13 protein-coding genes and 2 pseudogenes are annotated in these 16357 nt (G+C 64.9%); 4 read left to right on the top strand and 11 right to left on the bottom strand.

Translation table 11 applies throughout. From position 1 onward, the window contains the following. Window positions 1-19 precede the first annotated feature (19 nt). Entirely contained in the window at window positions 20-532 is a 513-nt protein-coding gene (locus tag EO156_RS02040; RefSeq protein ID WP_005912773.1) for a nuclear transport factor 2 family protein, read from the bottom strand. Between the two features lie 450 nt (window positions 533-982). Next, window positions 983-2167 carry a 4-hydroxybenzoate 3-monooxygenase gene (gene pobA / locus EO156_RS02035; protein WP_026006801.1) on the bottom strand — a complete coding sequence of 395 codons (1185 nt, stop codon included), beginning with the start codon at window positions 2165-2167 and terminating at the stop codon, window positions 983-985. A gap of 96 nt (window positions 2168-2263) precedes the next feature. Here pobA and EO156_RS02030 point away from each other — a divergent pair, with 96 nt between their 5' ends. Then, window positions 2264-3151 carry a helix-turn-helix domain-containing protein gene (locus tag EO156_RS02030; protein ID WP_016848879.1) on the top strand — a complete coding sequence of 296 codons (888 nt, stop codon included), beginning with the start codon at window positions 2264-2266 and terminating at the stop codon, window positions 3149-3151. Window positions 3152-3499: 348 nt separating this feature from the next. Here the strand turns inward: EO156_RS02030 and EO156_RS02025 are convergent, their stop codons facing one another. The 6 genes from EO156_RS02025 to EO156_RS01995 form a co-directional block, all read right to left on the bottom strand. Next, on the bottom strand, window positions 3500-4981 hold the full coding sequence (locus EO156_RS02025; protein ID WP_016848880.1) for a benzaldehyde dehydrogenase: 1482 nt from the start codon (window positions 4979-4981) through the stop codon (window positions 3500-3502). A 31-nt stretch (window positions 4982-5012) separates the two neighbouring features. Continuing rightward, window positions 5013-5780 carry a coniferyl-alcohol dehydrogenase gene (locus EO156_RS02020; RefSeq protein WP_011050262.1) on the bottom strand — a complete coding sequence of 256 codons (768 nt, stop codon included), beginning with the start codon at window positions 5778-5780 and terminating at the stop codon, window positions 5013-5015. A 33-nt stretch (window positions 5781-5813) separates the two neighbouring features. Next, window positions 5814-6806, bottom strand: coding sequence for a transporter (locus EO156_RS02015; RefSeq protein WP_050595576.1), 993 nt, complete (start codon window positions 6804-6806; stop codon window positions 5814-5816). Window positions 6807-6973: 167 nt separating this feature from the next. Further along, the gene (locus EO156_RS02010) at window positions 6974-7504 is read right to left on the bottom strand and encodes a MarR family transcriptional regulator (protein WP_005912782.1); all 531 of its coding nucleotides are present in this window, start codon (window positions 7502-7504) and stop codon (window positions 6974-6976) included. Window positions 7505-7946: 442 nt separating this feature from the next. Further along, a complete protein-coding gene (locus tag EO156_RS02000; protein ID WP_003485645.1) occupies window positions 7947-9206 on the bottom strand; it encodes an HD-GYP domain-containing protein in 1260 nt (419 codons plus the stop codon). Between the two features lie 149 nt (window positions 9207-9355). Then, on the bottom strand, window positions 9356-10666 hold the full coding sequence (locus tag EO156_RS01995) for an MFS transporter (RefSeq protein ID WP_016850521.1): 1311 nt from the start codon (window positions 10664-10666) through the stop codon (window positions 9356-9358). Window positions 10667-10907: 241 nt separating this feature from the next. Here EO156_RS01995 and EO156_RS01990 point away from each other — a divergent pair. Both EO156_RS01990 and EO156_RS01985 read left to right on the top strand, forming a co-directional pair. Beyond that, window positions 10908-11134 (top strand): annotated as a pseudogene (locus tag EO156_RS01990) (hypothetical protein). Then, entirely contained in the window at window positions 11131-11676 is a 546-nt protein-coding gene (locus EO156_RS01985; protein WP_011050260.1) for a gamma carbonic anhydrase family protein, read from the top strand. The pseudogene EO156_RS01990 and the gene EO156_RS01985 overlap by 4 nt, the downstream one beginning before the upstream one ends. 54 nt (window positions 11677-11730) lie before the next feature. On the opposite strand, the gene EO156_RS01980 is transcribed toward EO156_RS01985, so the two are convergent. Then, window positions 11731-11928, bottom strand: coding sequence for a proteinase inhibitor (locus EO156_RS01980; RefSeq protein ID WP_230578019.1), 198 nt, complete (start codon window positions 11926-11928; stop codon window positions 11731-11733). 117 nt (window positions 11929-12045) lie between these two features. Beyond that, complete coding sequence (locus EO156_RS01975; protein WP_029827855.1) at window positions 12046-13407, bottom strand: cellulase family glycosylhydrolase; 1362 nt, start codon at window positions 13405-13407, stop codon at window positions 12046-12048. A gap of 384 nt (window positions 13408-13791) precedes the next feature. Here EO156_RS01975 and ilvD point away from each other — a divergent pair, with 384 nt between their 5' ends. Next, a complete protein-coding gene (gene ilvD, locus EO156_RS01970) occupies window positions 13792-15630 on the top strand; it encodes a dihydroxy-acid dehydratase (protein ID WP_011050257.1) in 1839 nt (612 codons plus the stop codon). A gap of 305 nt (window positions 15631-15935) precedes the next feature. Here the strand turns inward: ilvD and EO156_RS01965 are convergent. After that, a pseudogene (locus EO156_RS01965) lies at window positions 15936-16286 on the bottom strand (phage integrase N-terminal SAM-like domain-containing protein); the annotation flags it as partial. Between the last annotated feature and the right edge of the window lie 71 nt (window positions 16287-16357).

The following is a 16357-nucleotide window of genomic DNA, read 5'->3' as shown; positions in this document are numbered from 1 at the left end:
GCCTGGTGTGCAGCAGCGGTTACTGGCCGCCGGTGCTGGCACGGCCGGCGATGGTGTCCGGGTCCCAATGTTCCTTGATCAGGCCCTTTTCGATCCGGAACATGTCGAACCAGGTAGTGGTGTAGGTGGTGCCGGGCTTATTGGGGTTGGGCAAGGTGCGCACCGACACCAGGGTGACCAGATCGCCATCGGCCGTGATGGCGACCAGTGGCAGTTGCACCCGCGGCTGCACCGGCGTCGGCTTCACGAATGCGGTCAGGAAGGCGATAAACGCATCGCGCCCATTGGCCACGTTCGGATTGTGCTGGATGTAGTTCTTGTCCATGTACATCGGCGCGTACTGCACCTGGCCAGCTTCGAACACGGTGCGCCAGAAATCGTAGACCAGCCGCTTGTTTGCAGTTTCATACCAGGTGCTGCCGAGCAGCATCTTCTGATGATTGGGATTGGCCGTCACCGCAGTCTGCGCGAACGCAGCCATTGGCGCGACCAGCATGACCAGCAACAAGGTACGGGAGAGCAACTTCTTCATGGAGTACTCCTGGGTGGAGAGTGGCATTGCGCTCAGCGGGGATGCCGGCAACGTGTCCGTTGAGCGGGGGAAGACGCGCGCGCGCGCACAGCCGCATTAACGCGTCATCGCCACCCTACCGGCGCCGTTCACCGGCCCGCTAGCCGCCTGGAAATGCACCTGGATACTTGTGCAACAGTTGGTGAGAAAAACATCACCCCAGTGGGGGCGCCAGCATACTGCCGCACTGTGCGCGGGATGGACCGGATGTTGCGGTCGAGCGGGCGATGACTGCAGTGGAAGCGACGCATGTGCGGCTGACGCGCATCACTCAGGTGGTCTGTGAGGACGCGCTGTTGTGCGCACGCATCGCTTTTATCGAGCTGAGGCGACGTTGAATCCGTATAGAGTCGAGCGCAGTGATGGGGACTCGCTACGTGGCGCTGGTATTACGCAATCACCAATGCCCCATCAATCAGACAGCGCAGCCAAGGGGAGACCTGCATAATTTTCCGCCAGCGTCGCGCGGCCCGCCTCGCTACCGAGCAGATAGTCCAGCTCCGCTCCGTGCAGCCGCGCGGTGAATGCGTCTTCGTCGTCGAAACGGTGCAACAGCGTGGTCATCCACCACGAGAAACGTTCGGCCTTCCACACCCGCTGCAAGGCCAATGTCGAATACTGCTCCAGCGCACCAGCATCGCCGCTGGCCTTCCAACGCTGGAACAGCTGCGCCAACAAGCCGACATCGCCAAGCGCCAGATTCAGCCCCTTGGCGCCGGTGGGCGGCACGATATGCGCAGCATCGCCGGCCAGGAACAGCCGACCATACTGCATCGGCTCGGCAACGAAACTGCGCAGCGGTGCGATGCTCTTTTCGATCGATGCACCGGTGACCAGTTGCGCCGCCAACGCAGGCGGGAGCCGCGCACGCAACTCGTCCCAGAACGCCTGATCGCTCCAGGCCTCCACCTGTGCGCTGGCTGGCACCTGGATGTAATAGCGCGTACGGGTGGGCGAGCGCATCGAACATAGTGCAAACCCACGCGGGTGGCGTGCGTAGATCAGTTCCTCGTGCACGGGTGGCGTATCGGCCAGCACACCGAGCCAACCGAACGGGTACACGCGCTCGAACAGACGCAGCCGCTCGGCGGGGATGCTGGCACGGCTGATGCCGTGATAACCATCGCAGCCGACGATGTAGTCGCAGTGGAGGCGTTTGCGCTGGCCGTCCTGTGTGAACTCCACGGCGGGCGTCGCGCCTTCCACATCGCACAGGGTCACATCCTGCGCGTTGTAATGCGTGGGCGCCCCGCTGCGTTGGCGCGCGTGCATCAGATCGGCGGTGACCTCGGTCTGCCCGTAGACCGTAACGCCACGTCCGCAGCCGCGCAGCAGATCGATGCGCTCGCGCTGACCGTCGAGGCACAATTCGAAGCCGTGATGCAACAAGCCCTCGCGCTGCAACCGCTCGCCGACGCCGGCCCGCTGCAGCAGTTCCACACTGCCCTGCTCCAATACCCCGGCGCGGATGCGCGCCAGCACATGCTGGGGCGTCTGCCGCTCGATGATGACGCAGTCGATGCCGGCGAGCCGCAACAGTTCGCCCAGCAACAAACCCGATGGTCCGGCGCCGATGATCGCAACCTGCGTTCGCATGCCCTGCTCCTGGCCTGGATGGCGATGCCTGCAGTGTCGGTAGCCAAAGCGCCGCATTGAAGGGATGATTCCGTGCAGTCCTTGGACTTTTCGACGATGGCCACATCCGTTCCCGACACTGCCGCAGTCCCTGCATTCGGCTTGTATGGCGAGCAACACGCCGACGCTGCTGAATTGCTGCATTGGGAGTCGATCGCCGCACGCAGCCGGCTGCACGACTGGCAGATCGTCCCGCATCGACACGAGGATTTAGCGCAGCTGGTCTATGTGCAACGCGGGCCGGCCACGCTGCAGCTGGATGGGCGCACGCAACGCCTGCGCCGCGCCAGCGTGGTGTGGCTTCCGCCGCTCTGCGTGCATGGCTTTGCCTTCGACCCGGCAGTGCGTGGCCACGTCATCACCCTGTGCATGCCGCTGGTCAGGACGGCGCTGAACGCTGCGCCGTTACTGCAACAAGTCATGACCGCGCCAGTAGTTGTGCACGCCCAGCATGCGCGCAAATGGCTGGATGTGTTGTTTGGCAGCATTGCGCAGGACCACGCACGCCGGTCGATCGGCTATGACGTCGCAGCGCAGGCCGCAGCGGCGCAGCTGGTCATCTGGATGGCGCGTACGGCACTGGAGCGCGCCCGGCATGCCGCAGCAATCAGCCCGCACGCGGACCCGGCGCTACGCCATCTGCGCGCTTATCAAGACTTGATCGACCAGCACTATCGCGCCCACTGGCCGATTTCCCGCTATGCCGATCAACTTGGGGTGACGCCCGGTCATCTCAACGCGTTGTGCCAGCGCCTGGCTGGCGCCTCCGCATTGCAGCTGCTGCAGCGCAGGATCATGCTGGAAGCACGCCGCACACTGCGTTACACCAGCCTGAGCGTGCAACAGATTGCCGCCAGCCTTGGATTTTTCGACGCTGCCTATTTCAGTCGCTACTTCGCACGGCACGCCGGTTGCTCGCCGACGCGCTTTCGAGTCGGTGAATAGAAGCGACCAACAGGACGACTTCACTCAATCGCTGTGCGCGTGGTAGGGGACGATCTGCAGACGTGCTGCAGGGCCCTTGCGCGCCCGCCATCGCAGGACACGCTGCAAATGCGTCCCTATAAGCTCCTTGGCGGCATGAATGCCGCCATCGAGCCTCCATGGATGGATTCACGGCGTGTCCCGCGAGCGGTGAGGGCACCACGCGCTCGACTCACCAAGCTTACGCCTGCATCTAGAAAAACGATGCCAGGCCTACACAGACGACGAAGGCGAATAGGCTCAGCACATACCGTCATCCTGCAACGATGGAGAGGCAGAGCCAGCCACTCCATCACCAAGCCATTGCGATCAGAACGGATACTGCGGCACTTCGTTCTTGATCGTCAGCCATTGCCAATGCGTGTACTGCTCCCAATCGGCGGGGCCGCCGACGCTAGTGCCGTTGCCCGACGCACCGGTGCCGCCGAATGGATTGACGACCTCGTCGGCCACCGTCTGGTCGTTGATATGCAGCAGGCCGGTGTGCAACTTCTCGCCCAGGGCCAGCGCCCGCGAGACCGATGCCGACAGAATGCCTGCCGCCAGCCCGTACTCGCCCTGGTTGGCCAACTCGGCAGCTTCATCATCAGTGTCGAACACGGTGATGTTGATCACCGGGCCGAACACTTCTTCGTCGAACGCGCGCATGCCAGGGCGAACGTTGGACAACACGGTTGGCGCATAGAACAGGCCCTCATGGGTGGCGCCGGCCTCCACGACCGCGCCGGCTGCGACGCTATCGTTGACGATGTCGACGACGCGCTGCAGCTGGCGTTGATCGATGATCGGACCCAGTGCCACGGTGCCGCTGACCGGGTCGCCCACCGGCAAATGGCGCGCTTTTTCGGCCAGTTGCTGGGTCAGTGCCTGCGCCACACTGCGGTGCACCAGGACACGCCCGGTCGCCATGCAGATCTGGCCCTGGTGCATGTACGCACCGAACGCGACAGCCGAGGCAGCCTTATCCAGATCCGCGTCGTCAAGCACGATCACCGCGTTGTTGCCACCCAGTTCCAGCGAGACTTTCTTCAGATGGCGTCCGGCGATTTCGCCGATGCGGCGGCCGGCGGCCGTGGAGCCGGTGAACGCAATCATCGGGACATCCGGCGATTCCACCAGCGCCTGGCCAAGCTGCCCATCGCCGTGCAACACGTGCAGCAGACCCTTCGGCAGACCGGCTTGTTCCAGCACCTGCGCGATGATCACGCCACCGGTGTAGGGAGTACGCGGGTCCGGCTTGAGGATCACCGCATTGCCCATCGCCAGCGCCGGCGCCACCGAGCGCAGCGACAGAATCAAGGGGAAATTGAACGGCGAAATCACCCCAATCACGCCCAACGGCAGGCGGCGCGCAAGGCTGAGTTGACCAGCTGATGTCGGCAACATCTGGCCGCTGGCCTGCAACGGCATTGCGGCGGCCTGCTGGTAGAACACCACCGATTCGTCCACCTCGCGCTGCGCCTTGGGCAGGATGCCGCCGGTTTCGCGCGCAATCAGCAACGCGGCTTCGGCACTGCGCGCCTGCATCGCCTGCGCAGCACGATGAAAGACGGCCGCGCGCTCGCGCGGCGGCGTTGCGGACCAGGCACGCTGTGCCTGCTTGGCCTGTGCGATGGCAGCGGCGAGATCGGACAGGTCGGCCTTGCCGACTTCATGCAGCAAGGCGCCGGTTGCCGGCTCGTGGATGGGCAGGCTGCCACCACGACCGGGAACCCAGTCGCCATTGAAGATGCAGCCATGCCACGCGGGCGTGTCGGTCGCAGCGGCTGTTGCGCTGGTAAGAGCATTCATGGTCTAGCCTCCTGCTAAAAACGTGTGGGGATTACAGCGTTGTGGAAGCCAGCCCGCCATCGATCGGCAGGGTGATGCCGTTGATCCAGCGGGCTGCGTCGGATGCGAGAAACACGATGCCCTCGGCTACTTCATCGGCATACGCCGGGCGGGTCATGCGCTTGGCGTCTGCCTTGACGCGTTCCTCGCCGAGCATGGCAGCAAAATCGCCCAGGATTGGGGTAAACACCGGGCCCGGAGATACGTTGTTCACGCGCACGCCGTGGTCGGCGAACCAGGGCCGCGATTGCAGCAAGGTCCACACGATCAAGGCCTCTTTGAAGTATTGGTAGCAGGTGTCGTGCGCCACCGGATGCGCCGCCAGCCACGCGCTGCCGCTTTCGAAGCTGTCGGTTGCCGCCAGCTGCTTGTGCAGGTCCAGACGCTGCGGCCATTCGGCGCCCAGGATCGAGGCCACATTGATGATGGAACCGCCCGACACGATGCGCGGTAGCAGCCCCTGGGTCAGATGGCGCAAGCCCAGATAGTTCACTCGCGCCACCACATCCAGCGGCGCGGTGCCGGGCACGCCGGCAATATTCGCCAACGCATCGATCTGGTTCGGCAACGCCTTCACCAGGGCATCGATGGACGCCGGGTCGCCAAGATCGGCCTGATGAAAGCCGTGCAGGGTCATCTGCACGGGCGTGCGATCGACCCCGATCACCTTGGCGCCATGAAACCGTGCCAGCCGTGCGACCTCCGCGCCAATGCCCGACGCCACGCCGGTCACCACGATCGTCTTGTTCTGCAAATTCATCGCCATCCTCCAAAGGAGCCAGCCGTGCCGGCGCTAGAACACATGGACATACTCGAAATTGACGTTGTTGCCGGACGCGGCATTCCTGACCTCCACCGGTAGATAGACGTTGGCGAACAGGATGTTTTTCGCATCAAAGCGCCACACGCCGCCCGGCCCTGCATAGAACGCGCGCTGACGGCTGTCCGGCACGCGCTGGTCGTTGGTGCGGTTGTCGCGGAACTGGGCCAGGTAATAGGCATTGATGCCCAGCCGCAGCTTCGGTGCCACTTCCCAGGAAGTGGCGAAATTGATCCATCCCGCATCGCCTGCCTGACCATTGCGGAAGTCGAAGCCTGGCGGCAAATTCGGACGGCGCTCGCTGCGAAAGTTGTAGATGTAGTTGATGCGTGCGCTGAGTTCCCATGTGGGCGTGGGAAGCACCGTGAATGCGTAGCTTGGAATGAGCGACCAATAACCGGAGCTCTGGTTGAGATCGCGATTGCCGTCGTACTTGCCAATCGGTGCCACGGCGTCGAATTCGAACCGCTGCGAGAACACCGGTCGCCCGTTTCGTATCAAAGGTGGCATTTGCAGATACGGTCCGAACGTCACATCACCCACGCCGGCGCCATTGTCGCGCAGCGTGGCAATGCTGTTGCGGCCGAAAGAGGCATCCAGATTGACCAGCGGCACCAGCGCAGTGATGCCGAGCGAGCCGCCGAATACCTGATAGGGCGTGACGTAAGCGAACTGGGTCAGCAACACGGTGGAATCGATCCGCGGATTGTCGAACACCGGGATATCGTTGCCACGTGCGTCCTTGATGGCATCCAGCGCGTTGTGCCGCAGATAGGTGACGACCGCCAAGCCGGGCGTGGTGCTGGTAAAGCCATCCAGGAAACTGGTGCCCCCGGTGTTGATGCCATTGGTCAGCGCCGCGCTCTGTGGCGCACTTTGCGCAGGCGCCGCGCCCGCTGCCAGGCCTGCCGCCAGGCAGAGCAACGCGCGCAGCCGCCAGCCTGCTGCCACACCCGCGCCACGCATCACCGATGATCGAATCACTGCAGGGATCTCCAGCGTTGGAAAGGAACAGCGGTGCGTGCCACATCACAAACGTCAGGCAAGCGCGCGCCCCGCGCGACGCACAGCACGTGCAGTGGAAACGTTCGTTGAGAATCGCTGCCGGGCGGCGGGCCGCCGACGGAGGCGGGTTACGGCGTGTCCAGACGGTCCAGACGGTCCAGGGCGCGCAACAACGGGGCTTCGCTGGAACCGAGTACGGCACTGAGTTGCTGTTCCATGCGCAGTACTTCGGCCTCGGCGGCGGCCAGGAGCGCGGCACCGGCCGCGGTGAGCGAAAGGTGCTGCATGCGCCGGTCCTGCCGACCACGCACCTGCCGCAGCAAGCGACGCTTGACCAGCCTGGCCACCACGATCGCCAGATTCGGCGGCGACACGTGCAGCACATCGCCGATCTGGCGCTGGTTGATGCCCGGGTTGCCATCCACCAGCATCAGCAGCGAGAAGTCGACCGGCTTGAGGTCGAACGCGGCCACGCACTCCTGGAACATCCGCCGCACCATCAATTCGGTGCGGGTGATGCGATACCCCAGCAACCGCAGCAGCCGCGCCTGATCCACCGTGGTGACGGCATCGGGCAAGGGCGTAGCAAGGGCGGTGACGGGCATGGCGGTTCTCGCGACGAAGGCAGCGGGCGGACCGGTACGCGCAATGCGCCGCATCCGCAACGCCGATCCACGGCGTGCACCGCATTGTAGACGCCACCGGGCCCGCCCATGTGGACAGGCCCTCTGCTGGTGCACGGGCGGTGGGTGTGTCAGCCACACCACCGTGCCACGCACCCAGCTTGCAACGGCGGGCCAGCGCTGCGGCTGATGGGGGGCGGCGGTGATCCGGGCAAGGCTGAGACATGATTCCGGTCGGCAAGTGATTGCGTTCCAGAATAGTTATTGATCATAACTACCTTGCCAAGCTGCAGCGCAGCATGGTCGCGTTCGCTAGCAGGAGCGCCCGCGGGCTTGGCGGCCGCGGGCGCGGCCAGGACCGCAAGCGCATCGCATGGGCTGGGCGCTACCTGTGCAGGTGGTGTCACGGTGATCGGCGCGCATGACGCACCGCGCGCATTGCAGCGAAGGCCATCGGCTCAACGCCTGTGCAGCCCGCTCAGGGCAGCCAGAGCTTTTCCAGATCGCGGAAGCCCCATTCGGCAGGACTTTCCATCTGCGCAATGCGGTCATGGCAGTCCGGACGCGACAGGTCGATGTCCTGCACCAACACGTGGCTGCGCAGCTTGGCCGAATAGAACACGCGCACCTTGGGCTTGAGCAGCGCATCGGGCGTCTGTTCGATGACCACCGCAAGTTTTTGCGACTCCAGCCGCACCAGCGAGCCGACCGGATAAATCCCCAGCCGGCGCACGAAGGCCTGGAACACCACCGGATCGAAATGGCCCTTCCAGGACGCCATTTGCTTGAGCGATTCGGCCGGATCCCAACCGCGTTTGTAAGGCCGGTCCGAACTGATGGCATCGTAGACATCGCAGACCGCGCCCATCCGCGACATCAACGAAATATTCTCGCCCACCAATTGATTCGGGTAGCCGCTGCCATCCATCTTTTCGTGGTGATGCAACGCGATTTCCAGCACCACCGCGTTCTGCACGCCGCCGGCCACCAGCAGCCGATGCCCGTCCAGCGGATGCTTGCGCATGACCTCCATCTCTTCGTTGGTGAGCCGGCCGGGCTTGTTGAGAATTTCCAACGGTGTCACCGCCTTGCCCATGTCGTGCAGCAGGCCGCCCATCGCCGCTTCCACCACCTGCGATTCGGGCAGGCCGAGCTGGCGCGCCAAACCGCTCATCAGCCCGGCCACGGCCATCGAATGCAGATAGGTGTAGTCGTCGGCGGTCTTGAGCCGCGCCACGCTGATCAAGGCCTGCGGATGCCGCAGCACCGAGTCGTTGATGGCTTCCACCAGCGGCATGGCCGCTTCTGTGTCGACGGTGCGCCCCAGCCGCACATCGCGGAACATCGCCTCGACCATGTCGCGGCCGTCTTCGAAGATGCGCCGCGCGCGCACCACCTCCGCTTCGATGCCGACCTGGGCGGTCACGCTGTTGGTGCGCACGCTGCGGGACGTGGCAGCAGGCTCCGGCGGTTCGGGCGCTGCCGGCGCCGGGGCAGGCGCCGGGCTCGGCGGCACGCCCGGTTCGGCGGACGCGCCAGAGGTGATGGGCGCCTCCACATCGAGCCCGCGCGCGGTGTCGATTACCAGCTGCTCGATGCGGCTGTCATGGATCTTCTCCACATCGTCGGAATCGACCAGAAACGATGTCTTCCAGAACGGATGGTGCACCCACGCGCCCAGCAGCTTGTAGACATACATGCCGGGGCGGAGTTGATCTGAGTCGATGGTTCTGAGCATGCCGGCGCTGGTCTGCACAATGTCCAGGGAAAGCCCGCCACGACTTGGCGGTCTGCGGTGTTATCGGCACACAGCACGATTTCTTTGGCGCGCGACCGGATCGACGGAAGGCCTGGAGGTGACGCCGGACGCGGCTGTGGGCGGGCCGCTCAGCGGTTCGGCAGCCGCATCCCCAGCACGGCGACGACGGCGAACAGCAACGGCACGCTGCAGGCCAGATACAACATGGCCGGCGACCATCCGGCGTCCAGCAACGTCCCGGCACAGAACGGCGACAAGATCGCACCGAAGCGCCCCACCCCGATCGCCCAGCCCAGCGCAGTCGAGCGCACCGCAGCGTTGAAGACGATCGGCACAATGGCGTACATGCCGCCCACCGCAGCGAACATCGCTGCCCCGGTGAGCAAGGCGACGGCGAGCGCCCAGCTCAACTGCGTACTGCACAGGCCGGAGGCCAGCATCGCCAAGCCCATCAGCAACAGGGATCCGACCGTCAGGCGCGACAGCCGCACGCACGATGCCAACCCACTGAACAGCAAGCCGCCGCAGATGCCTCCAAGATTCAACAGCACCCCGCCCGTGACGCCCTCCGTGGCCGACGAGCCAGCGGTCACCAGCAGCTTCGGCGTCCAGCTGATCACGAAGTAAAACGCAAACATCAGCGAGAAAAAGCCAAGCGCGATCAGCAGCGTGTGCCGCCGCATGGCAACGTCAAACAGGGCCGAATAGCCTTGTGGCTGCGTGGCAGACTGCGGCGGTAGCGGCGGCAATGCGTCGTGCGGCGACAGCCCCATCCGGGCCAGCACGGCGTTGAAGCGCGCGAGGGCATCGGGTGGCCGGCGCATGATCAGGAACTCCAGCGACTCGGGCAGGAATGCAAGCACCAACGGCACACACAGCAACGATGCCACCGCCCCGAGGACGAACACCGCGGGCCACGACCATTGCTGCATCAACAGTTCGGCAATCATGCCACCCAGCGTGGCACCGACCGGGTAGCCGGTCACCTGCAGCACGATGGCAGTGTTGCGCCAACGGGGGCTGGAAAACTCCCCTGCCGTGACCGCAACGCAGGCCAACATACCGCCGATCCCCAGACCGGTCAGGAGCCGCAGCGCCCCGAGCTGCCATGCAGTGCTGGCCAGTGCGGACATGCCCATGCCGATGGTCAGGATCGCCAGACATGCCAGCGTCAGCGCGCGACGGCCGATGCGGTCTGCCAACGGCGCCAACCCCAGTGCGCCAAGCGCCATGCCGATCAGGCCCGCGCTGAACAGCATGCCCAGCAGCTTGCCCGACAGCTGCCAATCCGCCGACACGTGCGGTGCGGTGAACGCCATCGCCATCACATCGAAGCCGTCGAGCATCGTCAGCAACACGCACACCGCCACGGCCCTCCACTGAAACGGTGTCATGCGCTCCAGCACGAAGTGCCCAAACGATGCAGTGTGCTGACGCATTGGCATGCCCTGTAGTGCGAGAAAGGATAGGCCCGAAGGCGCTGCAGTCGCGTTGAACGGCGCAGTGTGCAAGGCCGGCTGCGCGGCGGGGCAGCGATGCGTGCAATCACCGATGCGCAGTCGGTCGCGACCGACTGCACACGCTAGCCGATTGCACACCCGGTTCAAGACGAATGACCGCAGCGCTGTGCGCTTATCGGAAATGCGCCAACGCGCTTGGCCAGCGCTGCGATGTCCTCGGATGCATCGCGTGACGTGCTGTCCGCGGCTTTTGGAATATCCGCCGGCACGACACAATCCATTGGACGTTGCCCCACCCGGCCACGTCTGCCAACGACCTCGCACGTATTGCATCCGGGTGTTCGTTGCTTCAGCGCATTGCCGCTGCCGCAGCGGCAACCGCAGCGCAGGTATCATCCGCAGCGTGTCCGCAGTGGGCGGCACGCTGACCTGACGGAGATGCCGTGACACCGATTCGCTCCTTCCTGGACCACACCCCGCAGCTGGGTGCCCGCGTTTACGTCGATCCTGCCTGCACCATCATCGGCAAGGTGAGCCTGGGCGATGACGTCTCGATCTGGCCGGGCACCGTGATTCGCGGGGACGTCAATCATGTGCAGATCGGCGCGCGCACCAACGTGCAGGACGGCACCATCATTCACGTCAGCCACCACAGCCCGTTCAACAAGGCCGGCTACCCCACCGTGATCGGCGAGGACGTCACCGTCGGCCACGGCACCATCCTGCATGCCTGCACCATCGAAGACCTGTGCCTGATCGGCATGGGCGCCTGCGTGCTCGATGGCGCCACCGTCAGGCGCTATGGCTTCGTCGGTGCCGGTGCGGTGGTCGGCCCGGGCAAGGTGGTCGGCGAAGCCGAGTTGTGGCTGGGCAATCCTGCACGTTTGGCGCGCACGCTCAGCGACAAGGAAATCGAAAGCCTGCATTACTCCGCGCAACATTACGTGCGGCTCAAGGACCAATACCTGGGCGCCTCACCCGCCAGCTGAGCCGCAGCACAGGCGCACCTGTCTGCGCGGGCGCGACGACCGGGGTGCGCGCAGCTAAGGCTGGGTGGCGTGCTCCAGTGCCGTCAACGTGGCCAGCGCCTGCGCGCGCGAAGCACCGCACATGTCCGGGGACGGACGCAGGCTGGTGCAGACCGCTGGCCGCGTCGGCAGGCCGAACAGGCGGCAGCGGCCCTGCCCGTCCAGTTGCACGCATGGCACTCCCGCCGGCTTGCCATGCGGCATGCCGGGAATGGCCGAACTGATGGATGGGGCGATACAGCAGGCCGCGCAGCCAGCGCGGCAGGGGATGTCCATGTGCATGCCGCAGTGTAAGCCGCCGCCACCTCCCGGCAGCGGCGGCGCTGCCGGCTAGCGGGGCGGAATGTAGCTGGACAGGCGCACGTCGAAGAACGCCTGTACGGCGGCGAGATTGGCCTTGGCCTGGATGTCCGCACCCACGTCGCGGCTCATGCCAAGCACGTCGTCGTCCGGCCACCCGGGGCCGAAGCACCATTGCGTGCTGGGAATGTTGTAGGCCTGCAGATGCGCCAGCATGCGCGTGGTGGCGATCTCCGCGCTGCGATTGCCGGCCGGATAGCCGTGCTCGCCGAGATAACCGCGCTTGCCGGCCTGCTGCAGCGCTTCGATAAACGGGCTGACCATGTTGATGCCGGTATCCGGCTGGATCACCTCGTTGCGCCCACCGGGGCCAATCCAGTTGCCGCCCCCACTGCCGTTGTTGTCGAGATAGTTGTGCGCCTCGTACACGATGCGATCGTACGGGTCCGGGATGTCGAACAGGTCCATCGAATCGTCCTGCCAGCGCCGGGCGCTGGCATAGCCGTTGCCGCACACGAAAACGAAATGGTTTCGATCGCGGTCGATGATGGTCTTGGAGCAGGCGGTGGCGGTCTTCTGCCAATGTGCGGCCATCGACAGCACCGTGCCATCCGCATTGCGCTCGGCGCCCTGGTACGGCTCGTTCATGACGCCCCAGCCGAACATCGCCGGATGCTGCTTGAACCGGTTGACGATACGCGCCCACAGATCCGGCAGGCCGGCGTCGTTGTAGAGCGTGCACCCCGGCGTTCCGATCACCCGGTATTCGTAGAGCTTGAGCAGCTGGTCGCGACCGTCCAGATAGCCCACGTAATTGAAGTTGCGCAGCGGATAGGTGTCGGCCCACAGCTCGGCCGCCGCCAGATCGCCCACACGATTGCCGCGCGCATCGACGACTGCACCGCTGGCGTCGCGCCGGTATCCGCTCTTGGCCGCCACCCGCTGCGGCAGCCGCATGTAATCGTGCAGCTCCACGATGGCGCGCTTGCCGCGCGCTGCGATATTGTCCAACGCGTCCTGCACCTGCTTGCAGTAGCTCTCGTTCAACGGCGCGCCCTGCCCACGCGTGAAGCGCGCGGCGGTGGTCGGCAGACGGAAGAGCGGGCTGCTTCCTGCCGCGGCCACATGCTGGGCAGTGATGGCGCGGTAATGCGTGCCGATCTCGGCGTTTTCCACATAACTATTGGAGGCCAAACCGGACAGGTTGAGGCCAGCGAACGGCAGGCTGGCGCTTTGCGCGGCTGCGCGGCCTGCCCAGCCGGCAGTGGCCACGACCGCGGCGCCGGCCGCCCCTTGCAGGACGCGACGGCGGGTGATGCCGCCGGCGACCGGTGGCGTGGTGGAGTGGGGCGCTGCCGCTGGTGCACGGCGTGGAGATGGATGGTCGGACATAGGGGCGCCTCCTGCGGTGCCGTTGGAAAGATCCTCGCCGGCGCAGCTCCCCTCGGCCGCACCGACCCCTCTCGATAGTGGCCGCGCCCCAGCGCCCGGATCTGCGCGCCGGTTCGCACTCCTGCCACTGCATGCCCGGGCGCATACGTTTACATCGCATTACATGACAGGCCAACGGCGCTGCGCAGGTGCGGGCCCATGAGCCGATGGCGCCGGAGCGGCAACTGCGCGGCATGCCGGCAACGCCCGCCGCTGCACTGCGAGTGCACGCCGGCGGGCGTGCTAACGTGCGGACCCTGCGCGTGCGGTGACGGTTGCAGCAGCAACAGTCACGACGCGCTCTAATTGCCAGCCACCGCTCGCCAATCAGCCGTCGAATTCGCCATGCCCGAGTACCGTTCCAAAACCTCCACCCACGGCCGCAACATGGCCGGCGCCCGCGCCCTGTGGCGTGCCACCGGCATGCGCGATGGCGACTTCCACAAGCCCATCATCGCCATCGCCAACTCGTTCACGCAGTTCGTGCCCGGGCATGTACACCTGAAGGATCTTGGCCAGCTGGTCGCGCGCGAGATCGAACGCGTCGGCGGCGTGGCCAAAGAGTTCGACACCATCGCCGTGGACGACGGCATCGCGATGGGCCATGACGGCATGCTGTATTCGCTGCCCAGCCGCGAGATCATCGCCGACTCGGTCGAATACATGGTCAACGCGCATTGCGCCGACGCGCTGGTGTGCATCTCCAACTGCGACAAGATCACCCCCGGCATGTTGATGGCCGCGCTGCGGCTCAATATCCCCACCGTGTTCGTCTCCGGCGGCCCGATGGAAGCCGGCAAGACCAAGCTGGCCGAGCACAAGCTCGACCTGATCGATGCGATGGTGATTGCCGCCGACGACAGCGCCTCCGACGAAAAGGTGGCCGAGTTCGAACGCAGCGCCTGCCCCACCTGCGGCTCGTGCTCGGGCATGTTCACTGCCAACTCGATGAACTGCCTGACCGAAGCGCTGGGCCTGTCGTTGCCCGGCAACGGCACGGTGGTCGCCACGCACGCGGACCGCGAGCAACTGTTTCTGCGCGCCGGACGCGTGGCGGTGGAACTGTGTCACCGCTGGTACGGCGGCGAAGATCCCACTGCCCTGCCGCGCGGCATCGCCACCTTCGAAGCCTTCGAAAATGCGATGACGCTGGATATCGCCATGGGTGGCTCGACCAACACCATCCTGCACCTGCTCGCCGCCGCGCAGGAAGGCGAGGTTGCCTTCGGCATGCAGGATATCGACCGCTTGTCCAAGCGCGTGCCGCAACTGTGCAAGGTCGCACCGAATACGCCCAAGTACCACATCGAAGATGTGCATCGCGCCGGCGGCATCATGGCCATTCTCGGTGAACTCGCACGCGGCGGCCTGCTGCATACCAACGCCGCCACCGTGCACGCACGCACGCTGGCCGATGCCATCGCGCAATGGGATGTCACCCAGACCGACGATGAAAACGTACACACGTTCTACAAAGCCGGCCCGGCCGGCATTCCCACGCAGATCGCCTTCAGCCAGGCCACGCGTTGGGACAGCCTGGATACCGACCGCAGCGACGGCTGCATCCGCGATGTCGCACATGCGTTCTCGCAGGAAGGCGGCCTGGCTGTGCTGTACGGCAATATCGCCCGCGACGGCTGCGTGGTGAAGACTGCAGGCGTGGACGAATCCATCCACGTGTTCGAAGGCACTGCCCGCGTGTTCGAGAGCCAGGATGCTGCTGTGAAAGGCATCCTCGCCGATGAGGTGGTCGCAGGTGATGTGGTGGTCATCCGCTACGAAGGCCCCAAGGGCGGCCCCGGCATGCAGGAAATGCTCTACCCCACCAGCTATCTCAAATCCAAGGGCCTGGGCAAACAATGCGCCCTGCTCACCGACGGCCGCTTCTCCGGCGGCACCTCGGGGTTATCGATTGGTCACGCATCGCCGGAAGCCGCCGCAGGCGGCGCGATCGGCCTGGTGCGCGAAGGCGACAGGATCCTGATCGACATTCCCAATCGTTCGATCAATCTGCTGATTTCGGACGAGGAACTCGCGCTGCGTCGCGCCGAGCAGGACGCCAAGGGCTGGAAGCCGGTGGAGGTGCGCCCACGCAAGGTCACCACCGCGTTGAAGGCGTACGCGTTGCTGGCCACCAGTGCGGACAAGGGTGCGGTGCGGGATAAGGCGTTGTTGGACGGTTAGTGCCAGCGATCGCGGCGTGGTGAGCTGGCTTCTTGTGGTAAGCGCAATGCGACGCATCGGTGGGCCATGCTGATGCAACGCAGTTATCGCCGCTTGCTTGCAGTCAGCCGCTGGGTCGCTGCAAGCCAGTGCGGCGATTGGCCGTCGTCATCACGTGCTCTGGTTATTCAGAGCACGCGATGTCGATATCGATAACGTGGTGGCAAGCGTTCTATCACTGCATCGCTCGCCCCGCATGTTCCGCGTCACTATCAAGACGGCTGAGCCCGTCCAGCGGACCACATACCGCAGATGCTCGCGTCCCAGCCATCGCGCACTGCAATTTCGCCGCGAACTATGTCCATCGCCTTGCTCCGCAAGCGCAGGCATTCCAGCAACCGCATCCCGCTGACATACAGCAGCCCCGCCACCAGCCGACAATTCCCCTCCAGCATCGTCAGCAAGCGCGCGACCTCCTGCGTGCCGGCCGACACCTGGCCCCGCGCCGCCAATTCGGTGAGAAACGCCTCGCCCTCTACTTGTCCCATCTGTCCTGGATGCCGTTGGCCACTTGCCAGAATGAAGCGTCGGATCCAGCTTACATACGCCTGCTCAGTCCGCAGACTGTAATGGCGAAGCCTGATACGCCCAGGATTTCCTAGACATCTCAAGGCCATGGAAAATGGCTGATTCGGAGGTGTCCATGAGCAGTAAGCGGTATACGGATGAGTTCAAGATCGAGGCGGTC

It is taken from the genome of Xanthomonas sp. DAR33341 (genome assembly GCF_003992815.1).
GTDB classification, from domain to species: Bacteria; Pseudomonadota; Gammaproteobacteria; order Xanthomonadales; family Xanthomonadaceae; genus Xanthomonas; species Xanthomonas cissicola.
The sequence above is the reverse complement of the archived record's forward strand: the minus strand, read 5'-3'. Positions and strand labels throughout refer to the sequence as shown.